At 64.3% G+C, this 19,282-nt stretch carries 16 protein-coding genes and 3 pseudogenes; 9 read left to right on the forward strand and 10 right to left on the reverse strand.

The features are described from left to right. Positions 1-103: 103 nt before the first annotated feature. Positions 104-1,000 carry a LysR family transcriptional regulator gene (locus M9945_RS14010; protein ID WP_367945098.1) on the forward strand — a complete coding sequence of 299 codons (897 nt, stop codon included), beginning with the start codon at positions 104-106 and terminating at the stop codon, positions 998-1,000. Positions 1,001-1,045: 45 nt separating this feature from the next. On the opposite strand, the gene M9945_RS14015 is transcribed toward M9945_RS14010, so the two are convergent. The 5 genes and pseudogenes from M9945_RS14015 to M9945_RS14035 form a co-directional block, all read right to left on the reverse strand. After that, positions 1,046-2,455, reverse strand: coding sequence for an amidase (locus M9945_RS14015; RefSeq protein WP_367945099.1), 1,410 nt, complete (start codon positions 2,453-2,455; stop codon positions 1,046-1,048). Positions 2,456-2,497: 42 nt separating this feature from the next. Beyond that, complete coding sequence (locus M9945_RS14020) at positions 2,498-3,256, reverse strand: DUF1989 domain-containing protein (protein WP_367945100.1); 759 nt, start codon at positions 3,254-3,256, stop codon at positions 2,498-2,500. After that, positions 3,256-3,939, reverse strand: a complete 684-nt coding sequence (locus M9945_RS14025) for a carboxymuconolactone decarboxylase family protein (protein ID WP_367945101.1) — start codon at positions 3,937-3,939, stop codon at positions 3,256-3,258. The genes M9945_RS14020 and M9945_RS14025 overlap by 1 nt, the downstream gene beginning before the upstream one ends. Before the next feature lie 133 nt (positions 3,940-4,072). Continuing rightward, on the reverse strand, positions 4,073-4,582 hold the full coding sequence (locus M9945_RS14030; protein ID WP_367945586.1) for a transporter substrate-binding domain-containing protein: 510 nt from the start codon (positions 4,580-4,582) through the stop codon (positions 4,073-4,075). A 77-nt stretch (positions 4,583-4,659) separates the two neighbouring features. Beyond that, a pseudogene (locus M9945_RS14035) lies at positions 4,660-4,872 on the reverse strand (integrase core domain-containing protein); the annotation flags it as partial. Between the two features lie 152 nt (positions 4,873-5,024). Here M9945_RS14035 and M9945_RS14040 point away from each other — a divergent pair. Genes M9945_RS14040 through M9945_RS14055 form a run of 4 tightly spaced genes read left to right on the forward strand, consistent with a single transcriptional unit; the run spans position 5,025 to position 7,767 of the window. Then, on the forward strand, positions 5,025-5,456 hold the full coding sequence (locus M9945_RS14040; RefSeq protein ID WP_367945102.1) for an IclR family transcriptional regulator C-terminal domain-containing protein: 432 nt from the start codon (positions 5,025-5,027) through the stop codon (positions 5,454-5,456). Between the two features lie 4 nt (positions 5,457-5,460). After that, entirely contained in the window at positions 5,461-6,264 is an 804-nt protein-coding gene (locus M9945_RS14045) for an SDR family NAD(P)-dependent oxidoreductase (protein ID WP_367945103.1), read from the forward strand. A gap of 10 nt (positions 6,265-6,274) precedes the next feature. Further along, complete coding sequence (locus M9945_RS14050) at positions 6,275-7,159, forward strand: NAD(P)-dependent oxidoreductase (RefSeq protein ID WP_367945104.1); 885 nt, start codon at positions 6,275-6,277, stop codon at positions 7,157-7,159. Positions 7,160-7,185: 26 nt separating this feature from the next. Continuing rightward, complete coding sequence (locus M9945_RS14055; protein ID WP_367945105.1) at positions 7,186-7,767, forward strand: amino acid synthesis family protein; 582 nt, start codon at positions 7,186-7,188, stop codon at positions 7,765-7,767. Positions 7,768-7,852: 85 nt separating this feature from the next. On the opposite strand, the gene M9945_RS14060 is transcribed toward M9945_RS14055, so the two are convergent. Genes M9945_RS14060 through M9945_RS14070 form a run of 3 tightly spaced genes read right to left on the reverse strand, consistent with a single transcriptional unit; the run spans position 7,853 to position 12,327 of the window. Continuing rightward, positions 7,853-8,194, reverse strand: a complete 342-nt coding sequence (locus tag M9945_RS14060; RefSeq protein ID WP_367945106.1) for a DUF2147 domain-containing protein — start codon at positions 8,192-8,194, stop codon at positions 7,853-7,855. Between the two features lie 39 nt (positions 8,195-8,233). Beyond that, on the reverse strand, positions 8,234-8,977 hold the full coding sequence (locus tag M9945_RS14065) for a peptidoglycan-binding protein (protein WP_367945107.1): 744 nt from the start codon (positions 8,975-8,977) through the stop codon (positions 8,234-8,236). 11 nt (positions 8,978-8,988) lie between these two features. Then, positions 8,989-12,327, reverse strand: a complete 3,339-nt coding sequence (locus M9945_RS14070; protein WP_367945108.1) for a CHAT domain-containing protein — start codon at positions 12,325-12,327, stop codon at positions 8,989-8,991. A gap of 393 nt (positions 12,328-12,720) precedes the next feature. Between M9945_RS14070 and M9945_RS14075 the strand changes: the two genes are divergently transcribed. Beyond that, entirely contained in the window at positions 12,721-13,437 is a 717-nt protein-coding gene (locus tag M9945_RS14075) for a TIGR02281 family clan AA aspartic protease (protein WP_367945109.1), read from the forward strand. A gap of 539 nt (positions 13,438-13,976) precedes the next feature. Here M9945_RS14075 and M9945_RS14080 read toward each other — a convergent pair. Then, a pseudogene (locus tag M9945_RS14080) lies at positions 13,977-15,111 on the reverse strand (IS3 family transposase). Positions 15,112-15,178: 67 nt separating this feature from the next. Next, the gene (locus tag M9945_RS14085; RefSeq protein WP_367945110.1) at positions 15,179-16,303 is read right to left on the reverse strand and encodes an AAA family ATPase; all 1,125 of its coding nucleotides are present in this window, start codon (positions 16,301-16,303) and stop codon (positions 15,179-15,181) included. Between M9945_RS14085 and M9945_RS14090 the strand changes: the two are divergent. The 3 genes and pseudogenes from M9945_RS14090 to M9945_RS14100 all read left to right on the forward strand — a co-directional run. Continuing rightward, positions 16,232-17,275, forward strand: a pseudogene (locus tag M9945_RS14090) (MFS transporter); the annotation flags it as partial. The gene M9945_RS14085 and the pseudogene M9945_RS14090 overlap by 72 nt on opposite strands. A gap of 573 nt (positions 17,276-17,848) precedes the next feature. Beyond that, entirely contained in the window at positions 17,849-18,085 is a 237-nt protein-coding gene (locus tag M9945_RS14095) for a hypothetical protein (protein WP_367945111.1), read from the forward strand. 10 nt (positions 18,086-18,095) lie between these two features. Continuing rightward, positions 18,096-19,001 carry an AAA family ATPase gene (locus M9945_RS14100; protein ID WP_367945112.1) on the forward strand — a complete coding sequence of 302 codons (906 nt, stop codon included), beginning with the start codon at positions 18,096-18,098 and terminating at the stop codon, positions 18,999-19,001. The last annotated feature ends 281 nt before the right edge of the window (positions 19,002-19,282 follow it).

Raw genomic sequence — 19,282 nt, forward strand, 5'->3', positions numbered from 1 at the left:
ATTTGCCTTATGGAGCCAGAGTGCAACGCGCCGGTCCGATTGTACATTGCCATCTGATGCGCTAGCTATTCCAAGTTGTAATGACAAAGTTGGGGAGGCCGTCATGCGCCGAACTCTGCCCTCGACCCGCGATCTGTGCTGCTTCGAGGCGGTCGTGCGCAATGGATCGGTCACGAAGGCGGCCGCCGAACTGAACATGACGCAGAGCGCGGTCAGCCGCCGGCTGGGCTATCTCGAGGACCTGCTCGGCCAGCGCCTGTTCCTGCGCGAGCGCCTGCGGCTGACCCCGACGCCGGCGGCCCGCATCTATGCCGAGACGCTGCACGGGCTGCTGAACGAGATCGAGGTGGCGACCACCAGCATGCTGACCGAGGGGCGGCAGGGCGGCGCGCTGACCGTGGGCTGCCTGCCCACCTTCGGCTCGCGCTGGCTGGTGCCGCGGCTGAACCGCTTCCTTTCGGCGCATCCGTCGATCAATATCAACCTCGTGTCCAAGATCCGCCGTTTCGAGTTCGAGAGCGAGGATATCCAGGCGGCGATCTATTTCGGCCCGGCGGTCTGGCCGAACTGCCATATGCGCTACCTGATGGGGGAGAGCGTGGTGGCCGTCGCCGCCCCGGCGCTGGTCGGCAACGTGCCGCTGGCGCGGATGCTGCGCAGCGCGCCGCTGATCCAGCACACGACCCGCCCGACCCTGTGGCGCGAATGGCTCGACCATGTCGGGATCGACACGCCCGGCGACCAGGCGGGGCCGCGGTTCGAGTTCTATTCGCTGGTGATCGAGGCGGCGATGGCGGGGATCGGCTTCGCCCTGCTGCCCGAATTCCTGATCCTGCGGGAGCTCGACGCGAAGGCGCTGGTCAAGATCAGCGACATCGCCATGCCCTGCAGCGACGGCTACTACTATGTCTACCCGGATCGCTACCGCGAAAGCCACAACGTGCAGGTCTTCGGAAACTGGCTCTTCCGCGAGATGAACGCTCCCGACGCGCTGGCGTGACGGCTGGAACGGAGCGCAGACCTTCGCCGCTCTCGACGATGGCTCCTAGGCCGGCGGAAAGGGACTTCGCCGCAGATGCCACGGGGTTGCCTGTTCGTAGGCCCACGCCAATTGGAGCACCCGCTCCTCCTCGAACGGCCGGCCGACGATCTGCAAGGAATGCGGCAGGCCGCTCTCCGTGAACCCGCAAGGTATCGAGAGCGCGCAAAGGCCGAGATGGTTCGCCATGCGGGTCAGGTCGACGATCGAACCGTCATCCTCGTCGATCTCCTCAAGCGGCACTGACGTCATGGGCGTCGTCGGCAGAATGACGGCGTCGTAGTCGGAGAGGAAAGCCTGCATTTCCGCCCGTTGCGGGCGCCGGCTCTCCAACGCCCTGACGAGGTCGCCGACCGGCGTGAGCGCGCCCTTGCGCAGGCGGGCCCGAATGACGGGATCGAGCGCCTCGCCCGGCCCGTCGATCAGTTCGGCGAAATTCGTGTAGCACTCGCTGCGAATGATGATCGCGGCCGCCCGGCTATACTCGGCGGGCGAGCGGGGGAGGGACACTTCTTCCACGTGGATACCGAGATCCTCGAAAGCCGAGGCTGCGGCCCGGAAGGCCGCATAGACGTCCTCCCGCACACCGGGGAGCTGATCTGCGGCGACCATGCCGACGCGCATTCCCCGCACCGGCTTCTTCAGACGCCGCAATGGATCGCGCCAGGGAAACCCGGCCGTATCGGCATCCAGCGGATCGGGGCCGCTGATCGCGGCATGGATCAGGCCTGCATCCTCGACCGAGCGGCACAGGGGGCCGACTATGTCGAGCCTTCTGCTCGAGGGAATGACACCGTAGTTGCTGACCGCGCCGTTGCTCGGCTTCAGGCCCACCACGCCGTTGAAAGAGGCGGGTACGCGGATCGAGCCGCCCGTGTCGGTGCCGATCGCGGCCGGCATGAGGCGGGCGGCGACAGCAACGCCGGCGCCGCTCGAGGAGCCGCCCGGCGCATGGTGGATCGTTTCATGCCAGGGGTTCCAGGGGGTGCCCAGCCGTGCGTTCGTGCCCCACGCCCCGGCGGCGAATTCCACCATGTGAAGCTTGCCGAGGAGAACCGCGCCGGCCTTCTGAAGCCGTTCCGCCACGGTGGCCGTTCTGTCGTCCGGCCGCCCGGCAAGCGCCGCCGAGCCCGCTGCGCTCGACCGGCCGGCGACCATCAAATTGTCCTTCAGGCCCAACGGGATTCCGTGCAACGTTCCAAGGTAGCAGCCGTCACTGAGCAGCATGTCTGCCCGGCGGGCCGCCCGGGCGGCGGCGTCGAACCAGAAGTCGGCCAGGGCGCCCAGCTTCCCGTCGCTCGCCTCTATCCGCGCCGCGTGGGCCTGAAAAATCTCGCCGGCGGAAACCTGCCGGCTTGCCACCAGCGGCGCGAGGACGTGGATGGGCGCATCCGTCAAATCGTCTGGGATGGACATCGAAAAATCACCCGGGACGCCGCCGGGCCGCGATCGCCCGGGTCACGACGCACCAGCTCCGCCGTCCAGCTCGAAGACCTCTATGCCGATCGGCCGCTTGATCTTTCCGCTGGAGCCGCCGGGACAAACGGAAGTCCCGATGATGCAGTCCATATCGGCGACGATCTCCACATAGTCTCCCCGCTTCGCGACCGGGTCTTCATAGTACATCCTGTTCCCCTCATTGAGGCCCGTGTACATGAACAGGTTGACGGGGTCGTGGACCATGTCGGTGGTAATTCCGTATTCGGCCACGGCCGAATGAAGATTGTCATGGCAGCTCGGAAGATCGTCCCTTCCGGTGAGCATCTTGTAATATTGCGGGTCGCATTGGCTGAAGGTGAGATCGTGCGTGTGCAGCCTGTCTCCCGTCTTCTCGACGGTGTCGCGGACCAGCTTCATCATCGGCCGCGCGTAAGGCGGCTTGCTCCAGATATAGTCGCCTTCCTTCAGGTGCAGCCCGTTGACCATGCGCGTGCGGGCGCATGAAAGGGCCTCGCGCGGGTCGTGCATGTTGAAGGCGTTGAAATCGACCACCTGCGGACCTTCGATGCAGGTGATCCTGACCAGGTTGCCGCGCTTCAACGCGAAGCCGAATCCCGCTCTCGGCTGGACGACCCGCTCCAGGATCAGCTTGCGCGCGATGTCGCCCCGGCGCGCGCGCTCATAGTAGTCGTCCGGCAGGCTGCCGGTCTTCAACGTGTTGAAGCCTTCCGGGTTGTAGCGCGGGGGGCTGAACTCTTCATTGCGACCGCTGGTCATCACCTCGGCTCCTCATTCACGTGATCGGCAGTGCCTGTTGCCCTGATTGCGTTTATTGCCTCTCGCACCTCGCCCGAGCGTGGCGTGGCGCCATCGTCGGTGAGAGACAGGACGATCTGCAGGGTTTCAATTATCTCCTCATCCGTTGCGCCGTTGTTCCTCGCGCCCCTGAGGTGATTGTCGAACCCGTCCCGGTAAAAATGCCCGGGTATGCTGACGGTAGCCAGATAGATCAGTTCCTTGAGCTTCCCGTCGATGCTCCCCCTTTTCCAGGGAAGCGAAGAAAAACTGTAGAACTCCCGGAACAGGTCCGGCGACAGGACCAGCATCTGGTCGAGGAACTTGCTCCAGTAGCCCCGGTCGGCGACGAAGGCCCGCTTCATCGCCTCGGCTTCGGATGCACAGGCTGTCTCGTCGCCGTCGAGAAGCTGCCTGGCCGACATCTCGTCGAACAGCACGGGAATGCCGACGGTGAAGGTGTGCATCCCGACAAGGGACGACAATTGCATCGCCTCGAGCACCTGCCGGCCCGGAATGCCGGCTTCGAGGGCTTCTTCCACGTTCTCGCGCAGCCCCTCCCTGTCCAGATGGGTTGTCGAGGAATTGACCGCTATCGCGATCAATAGCCGGGCTCGATGGTCGAGAATGCAGCCGTTCTCACTCGTCGATCGCATGTTCATCATGACCTTCCGCCGGGATTGGACGCCGTCATGCGGTGACGGGTATGACCTTGCCGCGATGCCCGTCGGGTCCGGCCGACGGACATCGCCTTTTCCAGTCGCAGGTCGAACCGTGCCTGCCGCGGTCAGGACCGGCTCAGTAGTAGTCGGGCCAGATCTGGAGCTCGAAGCCCGCCGGCGTTTCCAGATACTTCTTGTGCAGCTCGTTTATCGTGCCGTCATGCCAGGCATCCATGATGAGCTCGTCGAGCGCGAGACGCCATTTGGAATCGTCGTGCTTGACGCCCATCACCCACGGGTCCGGCTTGAAGGGAGGCATGAGGATCTCGAAGTCGGGATCATCCTTGGCGAGCTTGCCGAGGACGATGCTCGTCTTCACCATCGCGTCGACGCGGCCGAGCTTGAACGCCATATAGGCCTGCGGATACTCCTGATAGTAGGTGATGTTCGCGTTCGGCTGCACGGACAGCAGGCCCTGCGCGTCCGACGACCCCTGCACGCTCGCGACGGTTTTCGAGGCGTCGAGGTCCGCCGGGCCGTTTATGCCGCTTCCCTTGCGCACCAGAAGCGTGGTTCCGGTAATGAAATAGGGCTGGGTGAAGTCGATCGCCTTCGCCCTTTCGCGCGTCGGATTGAGGTTGACGATGACTGTCCGTCGTCAGGGTTTTTGGGACAACAGGCGGCGTGAGCTAACGGAGGCTCTGGTCCATCAGGTTTGTCACATTAGGCCGCTGCATCTCGATGAAGCAAGCGGCGCTGTTTGATGGTTTTGCGTTTGATCCTTTCCCTTTCCAGCGTGATGATATCGCCGCGCCCGAAGTAGACGTCGGCAGGGGTGAGATTGTCGAGGCTCTCGTGGTAGCGGCGGTGGTTGTAGTGATCGACGAACGCCGCGACCTGCTGCTCGAGATCACCCGGCAGGAAGTAGTTTTCGAGTGTCCGGCGTCAGCACTGATGGGACCAAATCGGCTTAACTGAGAACGGAGGATTTCTGTCTCATCTTCGCTCCTTTGAAAGGCTACGATGAACCAGAAATCCTCCGTTCTCAGTTAAGCCGATTTGGTCCCATCAGTGCTGACGCCGGACAGGTGCTGGGCAGCTATCCGGTCCGCAGCCTGTCGCTCGAGGAAGGCGACGTCTGGCCGCTCGGCGTCGGCGGCGTCGGGCTTGCGCTGCTGGCCGCGCATGACGAGGCCTTCGTCGCGCGCTACATCGAGAACTATTTGCCGGTCATCACGCGCTACAGCCAGACGACCGCGCAGTCGCTGCATGAGCGCATCAGGCGCGCCCGGGCCGATGGCTTCGCATCGAGCGAGCGCGACGTCCTGCCCGGCGTCTCCGCGCTCGGCGTGGCGATCGTCCACCCGCTGACCGGGCGTCCCTTCGGCGCGATCAGCATCGCCGCGATCTCGTCGCGCATGGAGGCGGAGCGCAGCAGGGAGATCGTCGCGCTGCTCCAGCGCGAGGCGCGGCTGATCACCGATACGCTGGCCGGCCAGAGCGCCCGCACGGAGGGATGAGGCCATGCGGATCGACCTTTCGGCAAAGCGCGCCCTCGTGGTCGGCGGCGGCACTTTCGGAGAAGGCAACGGCATAGGACGCGCCGTCTGCGCCGCCTTTGCAGGCTGCGGCGCCGAGGTCGTCGTGGCGGATCGCGACGGCGAGGCCGCCGCCGCCACGGCGGCGCTGATCCGCGGGCAGGGCGGCCGGGCGCGCACCGTGGTTTTCGATGCCGCCGACGCCGCGGTCGCGACCTCGGCCGTCGCGCCCTTCGCGGAAGAGGGCGTCGATATCCTCCACTACAATGTCGGCATCGGCTTCGCGGCCGAGACGCAGACGCTGGAGCCGGCGCAGTTCGAGGCCGTGCTGAGCACCAATCTCGTCGGGCTGCATACCGTGGCGCGCGCGCTGCTGCCGGGAATGCGCGCGCGGCGCGCGGGCGTGGTGCTGGCTACCGGCTCGGCCTGGTCGCAGCGCCATCTCGGCTATCCGCACAGCTTCTACGCCGCCTCCAAGGCGGCGCTGGATCATTTCGTCCGCCTGATCGCGCAGGAAAACGCCGCCTACGGCATCCGGGTCAATTCGATCGCCCCCGGTTTCATCGACACGCCGCGCATCCGGCACAATCTCGCCCGCGCCTATGATGTCGACAGCTTCGAGGCGATGCTGGAGCGGCGTGCCGCGCAGGTGCCGATGGGCCGGCTCGGCCGCCCCGAGGACGTGGCGCAGATGGCGGCGTTCCTCGCCTCGGACCTCGCCTCCTACGTCACGGGCGGCGTCTTCCTCGTCGATGGCGGGCTTTCGGGTGCCGGCATCGCCGGCGGTTAAGGAGCACAGCGTGAAGATCGGATTTCTCGGCGCAGGCAAGATGGGCCTGCCCATCGCCTGCAACATCGCGCGCAAGACGGGCGGCCCCCTCGCCATCTACGACCCGCGCCCGCCCGTCCTGCCGGCCGAGGCGGGCGATGCGGCGGCGCTCCTGTCCTTCGTTCCGGCGATCGGCGATCTTTCCGGCTGCGACGTCGTCGTGCTTTGCCTGCCCGACAGCAAGGTGGTCTCGGCCGTCGTCGAGGGGGCTGGCGGGCAACCCGGCCTCATCGACGTCCTTCGCCCCGGCAGCGTCGTCGTCGATTGCAGCTCTTCGATCCCGTCGGAGACGACGCGTCTCGCCGCGTTGCTGGCCGCGAAGGAGATCGGCCTCCACGACGCGCCGGTTTCGGGAGGCCTCGTCCGGGCATGGAAGGGCGAGCTGACGATCATGGCCGGCGGCATCGCCGGCGACAGCCCGCTGCTCGACGTTCTCGGCTGCTTCGCCAGCAAGATCGTCCGGCTCGACAGGGTGGGCGACGGCCACGTCATGAAGGCGGCGAACAATTATCTCCTGGCGGCGAACATCGTCAGCTTCACCGAGGCGCTGCGTTTCGCCCGCACGGCCGGGATCTCGTTCGAGAAGTTCGGCGAGGTGGTGAACAGCTCCAGCGGCGCCAGCTATGTCTCGGCCAACAAGCTGGAAACCGTGCGCCGCGATGACGACAGCGTCAGCTTCACGTCGGCGCTGATCACCAAGGACGTGCGCAATTTCATCGAAAGCTGCGAACGCGCCGGGCTCGATCTGCCGATGGTGCCCCGGGTGCTGGAGATTTGGGAAGGCACCGTCGCCCGGGTCGGCCCCGATGTCGACAGCATGAAAATCTACCACACGCTCGGCGGCCGGGCGTCGTGACACACGCATCCCGAACGGAGGAAACCATGTCGCTCATCCGCATCCGCAAGCGCGCGCTGACCGTCGAAACCACGTTCCACGAGCTCGGCCCGGCGCCGGAGCAGCCGCTGAAGATGGCCGCGGCGATGGCGGTGGTCGCCAACCCCTATGCCGGCCGCTACGAGCCGGACCTGATGCCGTTCATGGCCGAGCTGCGCGGCCTCGGCAAGGAACTGGCGCTCGAGCTCGTCGATGCCCTCGGCGGCGTCGACAAGGTCGAGGTCTATTCCAAGGCGGCCGTCGTCGGGCTGAACGGCGAGATGGAGCACGGCGCGGTGTGGCACGAGGCCGGCGGCTGGGCGATGCGCGAGGTTCTGGGCCAGCCCAGGGCGATGGTGCCGGCCAACAAGGCGGTTGCAGGCGCCGGCTACCGCATGATGGTGCCGGTCCATTACATCCACGCCTCCTATGTCCGCAGCCATTTCAACAGCATGGAGATCGGCATCCAGGACGCGCCGCGCGCCGACGAGATCCTGTTCGCGCTGGTGATGGGAACGGGCGGCCGGCTGAATTCCCGCCTCGGCGGCCTGCTCAAGGAGAACGTCAAGGGAGACGACGGCCAGCGGTAGGACTGCTGTCGCTTTCCATCGCCGCCGCTTATCTCATTGAAGGCGGCTGCATGTATCGAGGGTTTTGCCGACGGAGCAGGGCGCTTCAGTTCCGCGACCACGTCTCCGTCTGGCAGAAGATCTTGAGGGCGCACCCTGTAAGCTTCAGCGTGTTGCCGGAAAGCGTCGCCCGCCCCGAATAGGTGCGGTCGTCGCGCGGGTCCGTCACCGAGCCGGAATAGCGCCCCGGCGTGGACGCTTTCAGCGCGCCGATCTGCCTGCCGGGCCAGTCGCCCGTTTTCATGACGATGCAGAACCCGGCGTCGCACTTGCCTATGTCGGCGAGGGAGCCGTCCATCGTCCGCCACTCGCCCACGATCGGGTCCGCGGCCGCGGCGTCCGCGCCCAGCATTGCCAACCCCACCCATGCAGCCCGTCGCAACACCATCGTCGGCACCTTTCCTTGTCGTTCCTTGCCGGCATCCACTCAGCAGGAATGGCCCGCCGCGCCCGCCGTCACCAGCGCGCTCATCGTCGCCTCGTCGATTATGCCGGTTTCGGCAAGTCCGTATTGCCGCTGGAACCGCGTCACCGCGTCGGCGGTCGCCTCATCGTAGATCGCGTCCGGAAATTCGAGGAACTGGCCCCACTGGCTGAGCAGCCGTTCGGCTTGCAGCACGCGCGGCGAGATGTCGCCCGGCTCGAGCGCGGCGAACACATAGTCCGCCGTCGCGCGGCACATCCCGTTGCCCGGATTGCGCCTTATGGCGAAGGTTCCCGTCAGCTGGCCGAGATCGGGGCCTTGCTCCGCCTGGAGGGCGAACAGGCTCTCGGGTCCGGTCATGGAGTATGCGAGATGCTCGGTCCGGATCGTCCACGGCTTGCCGTCTCCGCCGGCGACAAAGGCCCTGCCGCCGTCGCAATCGATGCTGCATTGAATCCCCTGCTCGCCCGTCCAGCAGGCTGCGGTCGTTTCGAAGACGATGTTGGGGACGTCCCATTCGGTGAAGGAGAGCCGGAGCAGATCGCCGCTGTATCCCTCGGGATCGTTCTGTCTGGTGATCTGGAACGTCAGTTCCTTGATCGGGCCTTCCTCCCGCGGCTGGCCGGCGGTGAGGCAGGCGCCGGACAGTATGTCCTCGCTGGTCAGCTCTTCGGCGAGGGCGGGCGTGCAGGCAGCGCCGAGAACCGCCAGTGCCGCCAGATGATACGCGGGTGATCTGCGCCTCATGGGCTCGCCTCCTAACGCCAGTTTCCGGTGAGCACGAACGGCGCCCAGTAATAGGGATGGCTCAAAGACAATGTCCGCCCGGCCGGCGCCACAAGCGTCACGGCACCGCGCGCCGCGGTCTCCAGCACGATGCTCTCCACCTGAAGATTGTCCCGCGATCCGATCTTGCCGTCGATAAACTCGCGCTGGGTCAGCGCCAGCGCGCCCGCCTTGGACAGGCCGCCCAGCTCGCGCAGTTCATAGAAGCGCTGCATCATCACCGCCGTGGAGTTGTCGCTGACCGGCCAGAGGCTGGCGAGTATGGCGTGCGCGCCGCGGCTGCCGGTCAGCTTGGACAGGCTCTCGATCTCCCTCCCGTCCTGCGCGGGGTCGGCATAGCCGGTCTCGCAGGCCGACAATGTGAGCAGGTCGACATAGCCGAACTCGTATGCGCGGCGGTTTCTCTTGATGTCGCGCAGGTTGAGCCGTTCCCCGGTGCCGAGAAGCAGGAACGAGGTCGCGTCGCTGTCGCCGAGGTTGAAATGGGACGACACGTGCACGACGCCCAGGCCCGCCTTCGAGCCCGCACCGATGCGGAGCGCATCCTGGAAGGCGGCGTCGCTGAAATCGCCGTCGAGCAGGGAGCGCCCCTCGAACAGACCGAAGCCGTCGTCGCCCTTGATGATGCCCTCGATCTCGATGCGCACCCCCGGAAGGGCGGAGAAGCCTTCCACCTGCCGCGTCATGCCGAGGGCGGCGACGGGCGCGCCGCTCACCCTGTCGCCGGCGATCTCGTATCCGGCGTCCGACAGCATGGCGATCCCGAACCTCTCGGCGACATAGCGGCTGCCGTCATGCAGCGCGGCAAAGGGCACGTAGCGCAGCCGCCGGTCCGAGGAGATGAGGAGAAGGGCGGTCTGCGCCGCCTCGAGATCGGCGGCGAACGGCTCGAGAAGGAGGTCGTAGAGCCTCTGAGCCTGCGGTATGAGATCGCTGCCCGGCGTCGCCAGATAAGTGTGGAACCGTGCGATATCGGCATCGAGACGCGCTTCGGAAAACGGCTCGCCATGCCATTCGGTCACCGTCACGCTCTTGCGGTCATAGCCGGTGGTCAGGATGATGTGCATCCGGTCGTCGAGGACGACATAGTGGAGCGCGACCGGCTCGCCGTCCTCCCGGCGCAGGTAACCTTGGAGCGACCCGAGGTTCTCGAGCCCGGAGATGCGGTCTTCGCGTCCCATTTCCTCTGCCTGGGCGAGTATTTCGTCCAGCGCCGCGTCATAGGTCGCGTCGGCCTCGGCAAGCCGCGCGTCGAGCGCGTCGAACTCCTGTTCTTCCTCGGCGGTCAGCCCGCCCTGCGCCCGCTTGATGCGCAGTTCCTCGCTGCGCCGGGCATCCGGCACCGTCGGCGGGCGCAGCGTGTCCAGCACCGCCTTCAGCGAGTCCTCGGGAATCGAGAAGGGAAGCGTCTCGTAGGCCCGTCCGCGGAAATCGGTGTCGCGCCCGACGAACTGGAACGCCTCGAAATCCTTCAGCAGCGCCATGACGAACTCGGCTTCCGCGAGCCTGCCGCGCGTGACGAAGAAATCGGCGAGCCAGCGATACTGGTCGGCGACGAGATCGCTGAAGCAGGCCTGAAGCCGCTCCGGGACCCCGCTCAGGCTGGCGCGAACGCCTTGCAGCGTGTTGACCGCGTCCTTCGCCAGCACGATGGCGACATCGTCCGCGCCGAGATCGGATATGCGCTCGCTGGCCTTCGAAAGGAGGCATACGCGGGTCAGGTCGCGCTGGAGCGGGCCGTCCGACAGCCCCGCGATATCGTTCATCTGAAGTTCCGTGGAGAGCGCCGTCAGTTCCATGCGCAGCGCGTCGGCCTGCCTGCCGTCCGCGCGCAGGGTTCGCGAACGGTTGCGCGCGGCCAGCACGAAGGACCGGCTCAGGCCGCCCTTTGCCGCGATGCGGTCGAACTCTTCCTGCGACATCGGCGGCGCGGCGGCAACGCCGTCCGTCCTTCCCCGCGGGTCCTCGAGCAGGCGCAGCATTGCCGTGGCGTCGGAACTGCCGTTGTCGGCAAGGAACCGGAGCAGCGGCACGAAGCCGTCCGGCAGCCTGTCCATGTTGCCGGCTTCGCGGGAAGCGACGATCCGCCGGAACGTCGCGGTGCGGTTGTCGGGGGTCAGCGCCTCGCTCATCGAATAGCTGCCCGGGCTGATCCGCCGCGCCCGCTCCAGGGCGCCGGCGAAGTCGCCATAGGAGGCAAGCGTGTCGACGAGATAGATCGAGTCGCGCTCGATGAGCTTGTTGATGCCGGGAACGACCGCCAGAAGGTCGATCCCGCCCGACGCCATCGCCAGCGCGCTCTCCTCGCAGCGGGGATCGTCCGTCTCGCAAAGACGATCGAGCAACGCGCCGATCTTCTGTTGCAGGCCCGTTTCGCCGGCTTCCGCGCGCAGCCGCTCTATCTCCAGAACAAGGTAGGAATTGATATGGGTGTCGTAGCCGACGTGGCCTCCGTCCGCATCGGAGGGCTCGATATTGGCGGCAAGCCTCGACAAGGCCTCGCCCGGTTCGATCGCCAGGTCGGGCCTTGCCTGCAACAGGCGATAGAGGTGATAGCCGGAATCGGCATCGCCGAGATCGTGGGCGAGCCGCAGCCATTCGGCGGCATCGGCCAGATCGATGATGCCGCCGCAATCGGTGCACAGGTTCACCTGCGCCAGCGCCCGCGCGAAATCGGGCGCTTCTTCCGCGACTCCGGCGATGGCGGCTTGCGCATTCTGCGCCGAAAGGGCGGGACCGGGCGAAAGCAGGCGGTTCGCGACGAGGATTGCGGCCGGCGTGCTGCCCTCGGGCCCGCGGAAATGCTCAGGCGACGACATGAAGCGCTGGTAGAAAGCGGTCGCCGCTTCCGTGCCGGCCAGCGTGCCTTCGTCCTCGGCGGCGCGGGCAAGCTGGTAAAGCGCGAACACCTCGCCGCGCTCGGCCGCCTCGGCGGCCAGTTGCCGTGCCCTTGCGGCATCCCGTTCGACACCCAGGCCGTGGCGATACATGAACGCAAGCCGGGACTGCGCCATGGCGCTGCCCGCACGCGCTGCAGCGTCCAGCAATCGCGCCGCCGTCGCGGCATCCTTCCCGTCGAGAGAGCCGCCGTCCAGCAGCCTTTCGGCGATGACGATCATCAAGGTCGCCGTGCCTTCGTCCTGCAAGGCCGCGAGGGCCTCGCCATGCCTCGACACCAGCGTCGCCACCCGCGTCAGGTCTCCCATCTCGCTGATGCCGACCATCTGCGCGTAGCCGGAAGACTGAAGCAGGTTGTCCTGCTCGCTGCCGAACTCCGGATCATCCCACGAGCGGAAGTATTCGCGAGGCATGGAAACATAGCGCCGGACGGCATTCGCGGCCTCCGCGCCGTCTTCAAGTCCGCGCAGATAGTGCCGGTAGAAATCCAGCCGGTCTGCGTCGGAAGGCGCTTCCCATAGCTCATCTTGCCCGGCGTCGTCCGGTTCATCAAGCAGGTTGTCCTGTGCGTGAGCGGACGAAACGCCGACGCCGCACGACAACAGCAGCGCGAAAAGCCATGAAATCCGCACAGCGTTCTTCCCCGCAAGCCTCGAAACTGCCCGCATCATAGACATGATATGCCGCGCGGTCATCACAGGCGGCGAGCAGACGTCGTTTTATGGAGCGGCTGCATCGGATAACGAGTTTATGGCTGGAGCGGCGGGAGGAACCCCGCCCGGCAAAGGACGTGGTAAAATTCTGATATGAGACCAAACAGCAACGCCGTCTTCTGGTTCGCGATCGGCGCACTCGCGCTCGGGCTGGTCCTGCTGCTGTCGAGCGGCGACACGAGCACCGTCTTCGGCCTGGAGGACGACAGCTTCGCCAGCATCCTTTATCTCGGCGTGCTCGGCGCGGTGATCGCCGCGGGCATTCTCGGCTCCGGCATGCGATTCGGCCAGGTGGCGCGCACGATGGCGATCTGGCTTCTGATCCTGCTCGTGCTGATGGCCGGCTACCAGTACCGCTACGAGCTGCAGGACATCGCGAGCCGCCTTACCGCCGGCCTCATTCCCGGCAGTCCCCTGTCGATCACCGATACGGACGGCCGCGCCGCCGTGATGATCGATCGCCGCGCGAACGGCCATTTCGAGGTCCGCGCCGAGATCGACGGCGTCCCGCTGACGGTTATGATCGATACCGGCGCGACCAGCACGGTGCTGACATTCGAGGATGCGCGGCGGGCAGGGTACGAGCTGGAGACGCTCAGGTTCGAGATTCCGGTGATGACGGCGAACGGCCAGGCCAGCGCGGCGCGGGTCGTGGCCGATGAAATCCGCATCGGCGACATCGTTCGCAGGCGCGTACCGGTGATGGTCGCGCAGAGCGGACGCCTCGAACAGAGCCTGCTCGGCATGAATTTCATCGGCACGCTTTCCGGCTTCGACATGCGCGGCGAGCGGCTGGTCCTGCGCGACTGACAGGGGAACAGCTCGCACCATGCAGACGCCGGCGCGATGTTCTCCGTGAAAGAGGGTTTGCAGTGGTAGCGGAGGAGCGTCGCCGTCAATATCTCCCAGTGGTGAAATTCATGTGCTGACTGCCATTTCGAGTGTGGCTGGACTGATGACCGTGACGCCAGCAGACCATATAAACTGTGGAAACTGAAAAGGGGCGACTCATAGGTCGCCCCAGTTCTGTTTATGTCCTTGGGAAGTCGGACGGAAGCTGCGATGCAGGTGGGATGTTGGGGAACCTACGCCCCTTCATCACGTCTGCGATGCGCCCTTGGTTGATCTCGAAATACGATGCGATGCGCGCATAATTGTATTTCAAGCTACGGGCCAGCTTAATCACAGGGACCATTTCCGGTGTTAGTTCTCGGTCTTTCATTCTTTTTTCTTTCTCAGAAAAGGATCTGACCGAATATCGGTTGACGCGGATTTGCAGATGAATCATTGAGGTGGACCCGCTTGGTGAGACAGTTTGGCGGCTTGGCTAAGGTGGATCGGGTTGGTTTTTACGCCGCCAATTTCTCCATCATTTCTGCCGTAGCATAGACCTCGTCGGGTGTCCTGCCGTCGAAGGTCGAGTGGGGGCGTCGCCGGTTGTAATAGTCGATCCATGAACCGATGCCAGCCCGGGCCTCACCGCCTGTCTCGAAGGCGTTGAGGAAGACGCACTCGTATTTGAGGCTGCGCCACAGCCGCTCGATGAAGACGTTGTCCATCCACCGGCCGCGCCCGTCCATGGAGATGCGGATGCCGGCATCCTTCAACGTCGTGGTGAAGGCGAAGCTGGTGAACTGGCTCCCTGATCGGTGTTGAAGATGTCGGGCCTGCCATGGCGGGCGATCGCCTCTTCCAGAGCGGCGACGCAGAAGTCGGTATCCATCGTGTTCGACAGCCGCCAGGCCAGCACCTTGCGGCTGAACCAGTCCATGATGGCGACGAGGTAGAGGAAGCCGCGCCGCATGGGGATGTAGGTCACGTCGGCGCACCAGACCTGATCGGGGCGCTCAATGTTGAGATGCCGCAGCAGGTAGGGATAGATGCGGTGCTGGGGATGCGGCTCGCTGGTCTTCGGCGCTTGGTAGATCGGTGACAGGCCGATCTTGCGCATCAGCCGCCGGACCCGCTTGCGGCCTACGCACCAGCCCTGACGGCGTAGGTGCCGCGCCATCTGTCTCGAGCCATACCACGGCATTTCCGTGAACGCCTCGTCAATGAGGCGCATCAGTTCGAGGTTCTCGGGCGTCTCGCCCGCCGGCTGTCGATAGAACGAGGCCCGCGAGATCGAGACCAGTTCGCACTGGCGGCGGATCGAGAGCCGTTCGTGATCGGGATCGATCATCATTCTCCTCCGATCCAGGCTCAGCGATCGAAGGCTTTGGCCAAAAAATCCCGCTCCACGACGAGCTGGCCGATCTTGGCGTGCAGCTTCGTCACCTCGGCTTCCCGGCCGGCCTGCGCATCCGAAGCCCTGTCGTCGAATGCCTTGGCCAGGTTCTCGATGGCCTGCCGTTTCCACTGCGTGATCTGGTTCGGATGAAGCTGGTGCTTCGTCGCCAGTTCCGAAATCGTCCGCTCGCCGCGGATCGCCTCAAGCGCAACCTTGGCCTTGAACTCGGCCGTAAACCGTCTGCGTGTCTTCATGCTGGATCGTCCTTTCCATCGGGCGATCCACCTTATGCCCCTGTCTCAGAAACCGGCACCACCTCTGCTAGACGGGGTCATCCGGCGCGCACATAGCAATGATCTGGTTGACCAGCTCGATGATGTCTAAGCAGACCTCGTCCGCGTTCATCACATCGGCAATCTGTATCGGAGTGACGCCGAGCCGTTTCCTGAAGCTGTCAGCATGTTCCACTGTAATCTCTTTGCCCCTTGCATCCAGTAGCGCCGTTGCAACGTCTTTCGCCGTGAAGTTGTCCGGTATCGTTAGGGCATGGGTCGCCAAGAGCTCGTTGATGACCTCAAGCGGCTGGCCGCTGGCTCGAGCCACGGCTGCGGGGCAAAGCAGATAGTTCTCTATATGGCGCCGACGCCAGACGCGGATCAGCATATCCTCATGTGGCGAATGCAAGCCCTTGTCCCGAAGATTCGTCGGATCGACCGTTTCAAGGCTCTGGTCGTCCCTATCCCTGATGCTGATAGCCTTCAGACCCGGCACCTCGTCCTGAAGCTGTAGGAACAGATTCTTCCGTTCCTTGCTGCTGCCCGTCCACGGCCAGATGACGAGATTCTCGGGCCATACCAACCCAGCCCTACCCGCCAGTGTCTTGAGTATTCGTGCGTCGCTGGCGCTTTCGACAATCAGCAGCTTCTTAGAATTCCGGAGAGGGTCGAGCTTCGGCGCATAGTTGCTTCCCAGTCCTAGAAATAGCGAGATCTTCTGATTGGCTTCCTTTAGATATTTCCCTCCGGTCGCTTTGAATTCCATGACCGATGCTGGGTCTGCCCAGCGGAGAATCTCGGTGCTGTGGGTCGCCATCAGCACCTGCTTTCCACTAGCTCTGACAATGTCTTCCAGCGCCTCGACAAGCTGCGACTGAAGCGATGGATGCAGATGGGCATCCGGTTCATCCAGAAGCAGAACTCTGACAGTTTGGCTGAGGGCCAGCACGTAAACGCTTGTCCATTGTAAGAAGCCGCTGCCTTCGGCCATTAGGTCGCGTGGCTTGTAGTTCGGAACGCGCACGAACTTCGTGCCGTCGAGCTTGCCCTTCACGCATTCGACCTTGATCGACGTGTGGAACAGGTCATTGAAGGGTTCGGCGCGCTCTCCCTCGGCCTGCTCGCCGCCGGCATCGTATCTCCTCGCGTGGGCGATGCCATCGGCCAGCATGGCGGGCGGCCGGTTCTGGCGGCCGCGTGCCTGCTCCTTGCCGCCGGCCTCGTCATCCTTGCGGCCGCTCCGTCCCTATGGGTGTTCGTCGCGGGATGGGTCGTGCTCGGCCTCGGCATGGGAGCGGGCCTCTATGATGCCGCCTTCGCAACGCTCGGCGGCTACTACGGCCATTCGGCGCGATCCGCCATAACCACCCTGACGCTGTGGGGCGGCTTCGCAAGCACGGTCTGCTGGCCGCTCTCGGCTCTCTTTCTGGAGCATTGGGGATGGCGGGGAACATGCGCCGCCTATGCCGCCATCCACCTCGCCATCTGCCTGCCGCTCGTGCTGCTTGTCCTGCCGGGCAACGGCAAACCCAAGCCTGTCAGCGGCCTACGCGAGATGCCACGCTTGGCGCTACACGGTCACGAACGCCGGGCCTATCTGACCATGATGGCGATCATCGTTCTGGCTGGTCTTGGTGTCACCATCGTTTCGGTGCATCTGCTGACCCTGTTGCAGCAACGCGGCTTCTCGCTGGCCGAAGCGGTTGCGCTCGGGGCGCTGATTGGTCCGGCGCAAGTCGCCGGCCGTATCGGTGAAATGGTGAGCGGAGGGCGGCATCATCCGTTCTGGACGCTCGCAATCGCTACGGCTTTCGGGGCGGCAGGAATGACGATGCTCGCCGCCGGCTTCCCCGTCATCGGGTTATCGCTCGTCCTCTACGGCGCTGGCAACGGCATCTTTTCTATAGCCAAGGGGGCGCTTCCGCTCGCTCTGTTCGGTCCCGCACGCTATGCGCCGATCATGGGAAGGTTGGCGCGACCGGGCCTCATCGCCCAAGCGGTCGGGCCGACCATGGGCGCACTTCTGCTTTCCGTTGCCGGGACAGACCAGACCCTAATCATGCTGGCTGCGCTTGCCCTCGCCAATCTGGCGCTCGTTGCGCTGCTGTGGGGGCCGGTCAAAGCAAATAAAGCCTCATTATAGGGCTCCGGTTAGCGTCGCAAAAATCCCAAAACCGCTGATCGATGGACGACTGCGGGTGCCTGCGTGATGTTCTTCGTGAAGGAGAAACGGATCGGGCAAAGAGCTGCATAGAGATGCAAGGCCGTGCTTTGCACGACTGTTCCTCTTCAATTAACCGTCGTGAACGACGCAGCGGAGCAACCTACCAAGTGTCAGGTGTTACCCAATTTGACACCCAATCGGGTCTATGCGTACATGATGAAATGCAGAAATAAGGTTAAGTATCTGAAAAATATAGACTTTTTTGGTAGCGGAGGACCGTCTCAGCCTACGCTATACCCCCAAAAACCGGGGGTTATAGGTGGTAGCGGGAGACCGCCTCATCCTGGATTAAGTCATAACCACCAGTTCTGGAACCGCGACTCCCATCCGAGACGATTGCCCGGCGTCAGCGTTCCATACTCCCTGAAAATTCGCAAGCGAGCCTAGCCGGCTCTGCCGACCTTCATTGCACAAGGTCGGCTACCTGCCATAGTTGAATTGCAATCAATTGCAAAATTGACGCCGGGTGCGTCAAGAGAGGCAGCGATAGTGGTGGACACGGGAACAACGGACGAGATTGCCCAGATGCTCTCGGCGGCCGTCGACGACATGGCTCTGGACTTCCCGCTAGTCGGGTTCGTGCTCATGGCTGTCGTGGATCGCGAGGGTGACGGGTCGTCTGTCATCGCCGTGAAGAACATCGACGACGACGCCTTCGACACGGTCGTCAAGCAGCTTGCCGAGGGCAACGGCGGTGGACTGCTGCTCCACCCGCATCACATCAACTGAGGAGCGTGAAATGGAAGACGAAATCGATATCAAGATCGAAGACACCGGCGCCGCCTGGGCCACGTCCAATGGTCGCTTCTGGGTGCCCACCCCGATTGCGAACCGCCTGCCCTGCGGCGTGTACAGCGTCGCCGTCAGTCAGCGCCTTGGCCCCTACCTCGATCAGGTGCGGGTGGTGAAGGACGATCTGGTGGTCCTGCCCGGCATGGGCGCCGATGTGGTGCTGGACGAGATTGAGCAGTTCGTGCAGCGCAAGGATCGCTACAAGGCGCGCGGGGTCGTGCATAAGCGCGGCATCATCATGGAAGGCCCTCCGGGCTCCGGCAAGACCTCGAACACCGAGCTGATGATCGAGCTGTTCGTCAACAAGTTCGACGGTGTGGTCTTTCTCGCCCAGGACCCGAGCGCGGTCGCTCTCGGCATCGGCCTGATCCGCAAGCGGGAACCCGAGCGCCTGATCATGGTGGTGATCGAAGATATCGACGCGGTTGTCCGCGGCGGCGGCGAGGAGCATCTGCTGAACCTGCTCGACGGCAAGCACCAGGCCGACGGCGTGGTGGTCGTGGCGACCACGAACCACCTGAACAAACTGCCCGACAGGATCGCCAACCGACCGAGCCGCTTCGACCTCGTCGTGCAGATCGGCCTTCCCGCCGCGGAGGCGCGCGATGCCTTCCTCAAGGCGAAGGAGCCGCAGATGTCGGACGCGCAGCGGAAGGCCGTCGTCGACATCACCGATGGCTACAGCATTGCTCACCTGAAGGAACTGATGCTGCTGACGGAAGTCTACGAAATGCCGCTGGAGGCCGCCCACGCCCGTATCAAGGCGATCATGGAGCGCAAGCTGATGCCGGAACAGGCGACCCTCAAAGCGGTCAAGGTGCCGGCAGCATTCTCGATCCAGGACGCGGCCTGATCGATGATCCAAGGGGCGCCCTTCGAGGCGCCCTTTTTCAATCAGGTCGAGGATCTCGCCGCGTCCGCTGCTCCCATGCCGGGCAAGGAGATCGGCTTGAACGAAAGCCGGCCTGACAAGCGTCTCCAACTGTCAAGCATCTTGTTTTCGGGTAGGCGCAGAGATTGCGCCAAAACCTGTGCGGCACTTTATGTTTCCTGTCGCGCGGCTGACTCAAGTCAGTTATCTCTTTTTCGCAACTAATTGCAAATTCGCAGAGAAACCGATGACCAGGAGGGTGC

Source organism: Aquamicrobium sp., from assembly GCF_023954335.1.
Lineage (GTDB): Bacteria > Pseudomonadota > Alphaproteobacteria > Rhizobiales > Rhizobiaceae > Aerobium.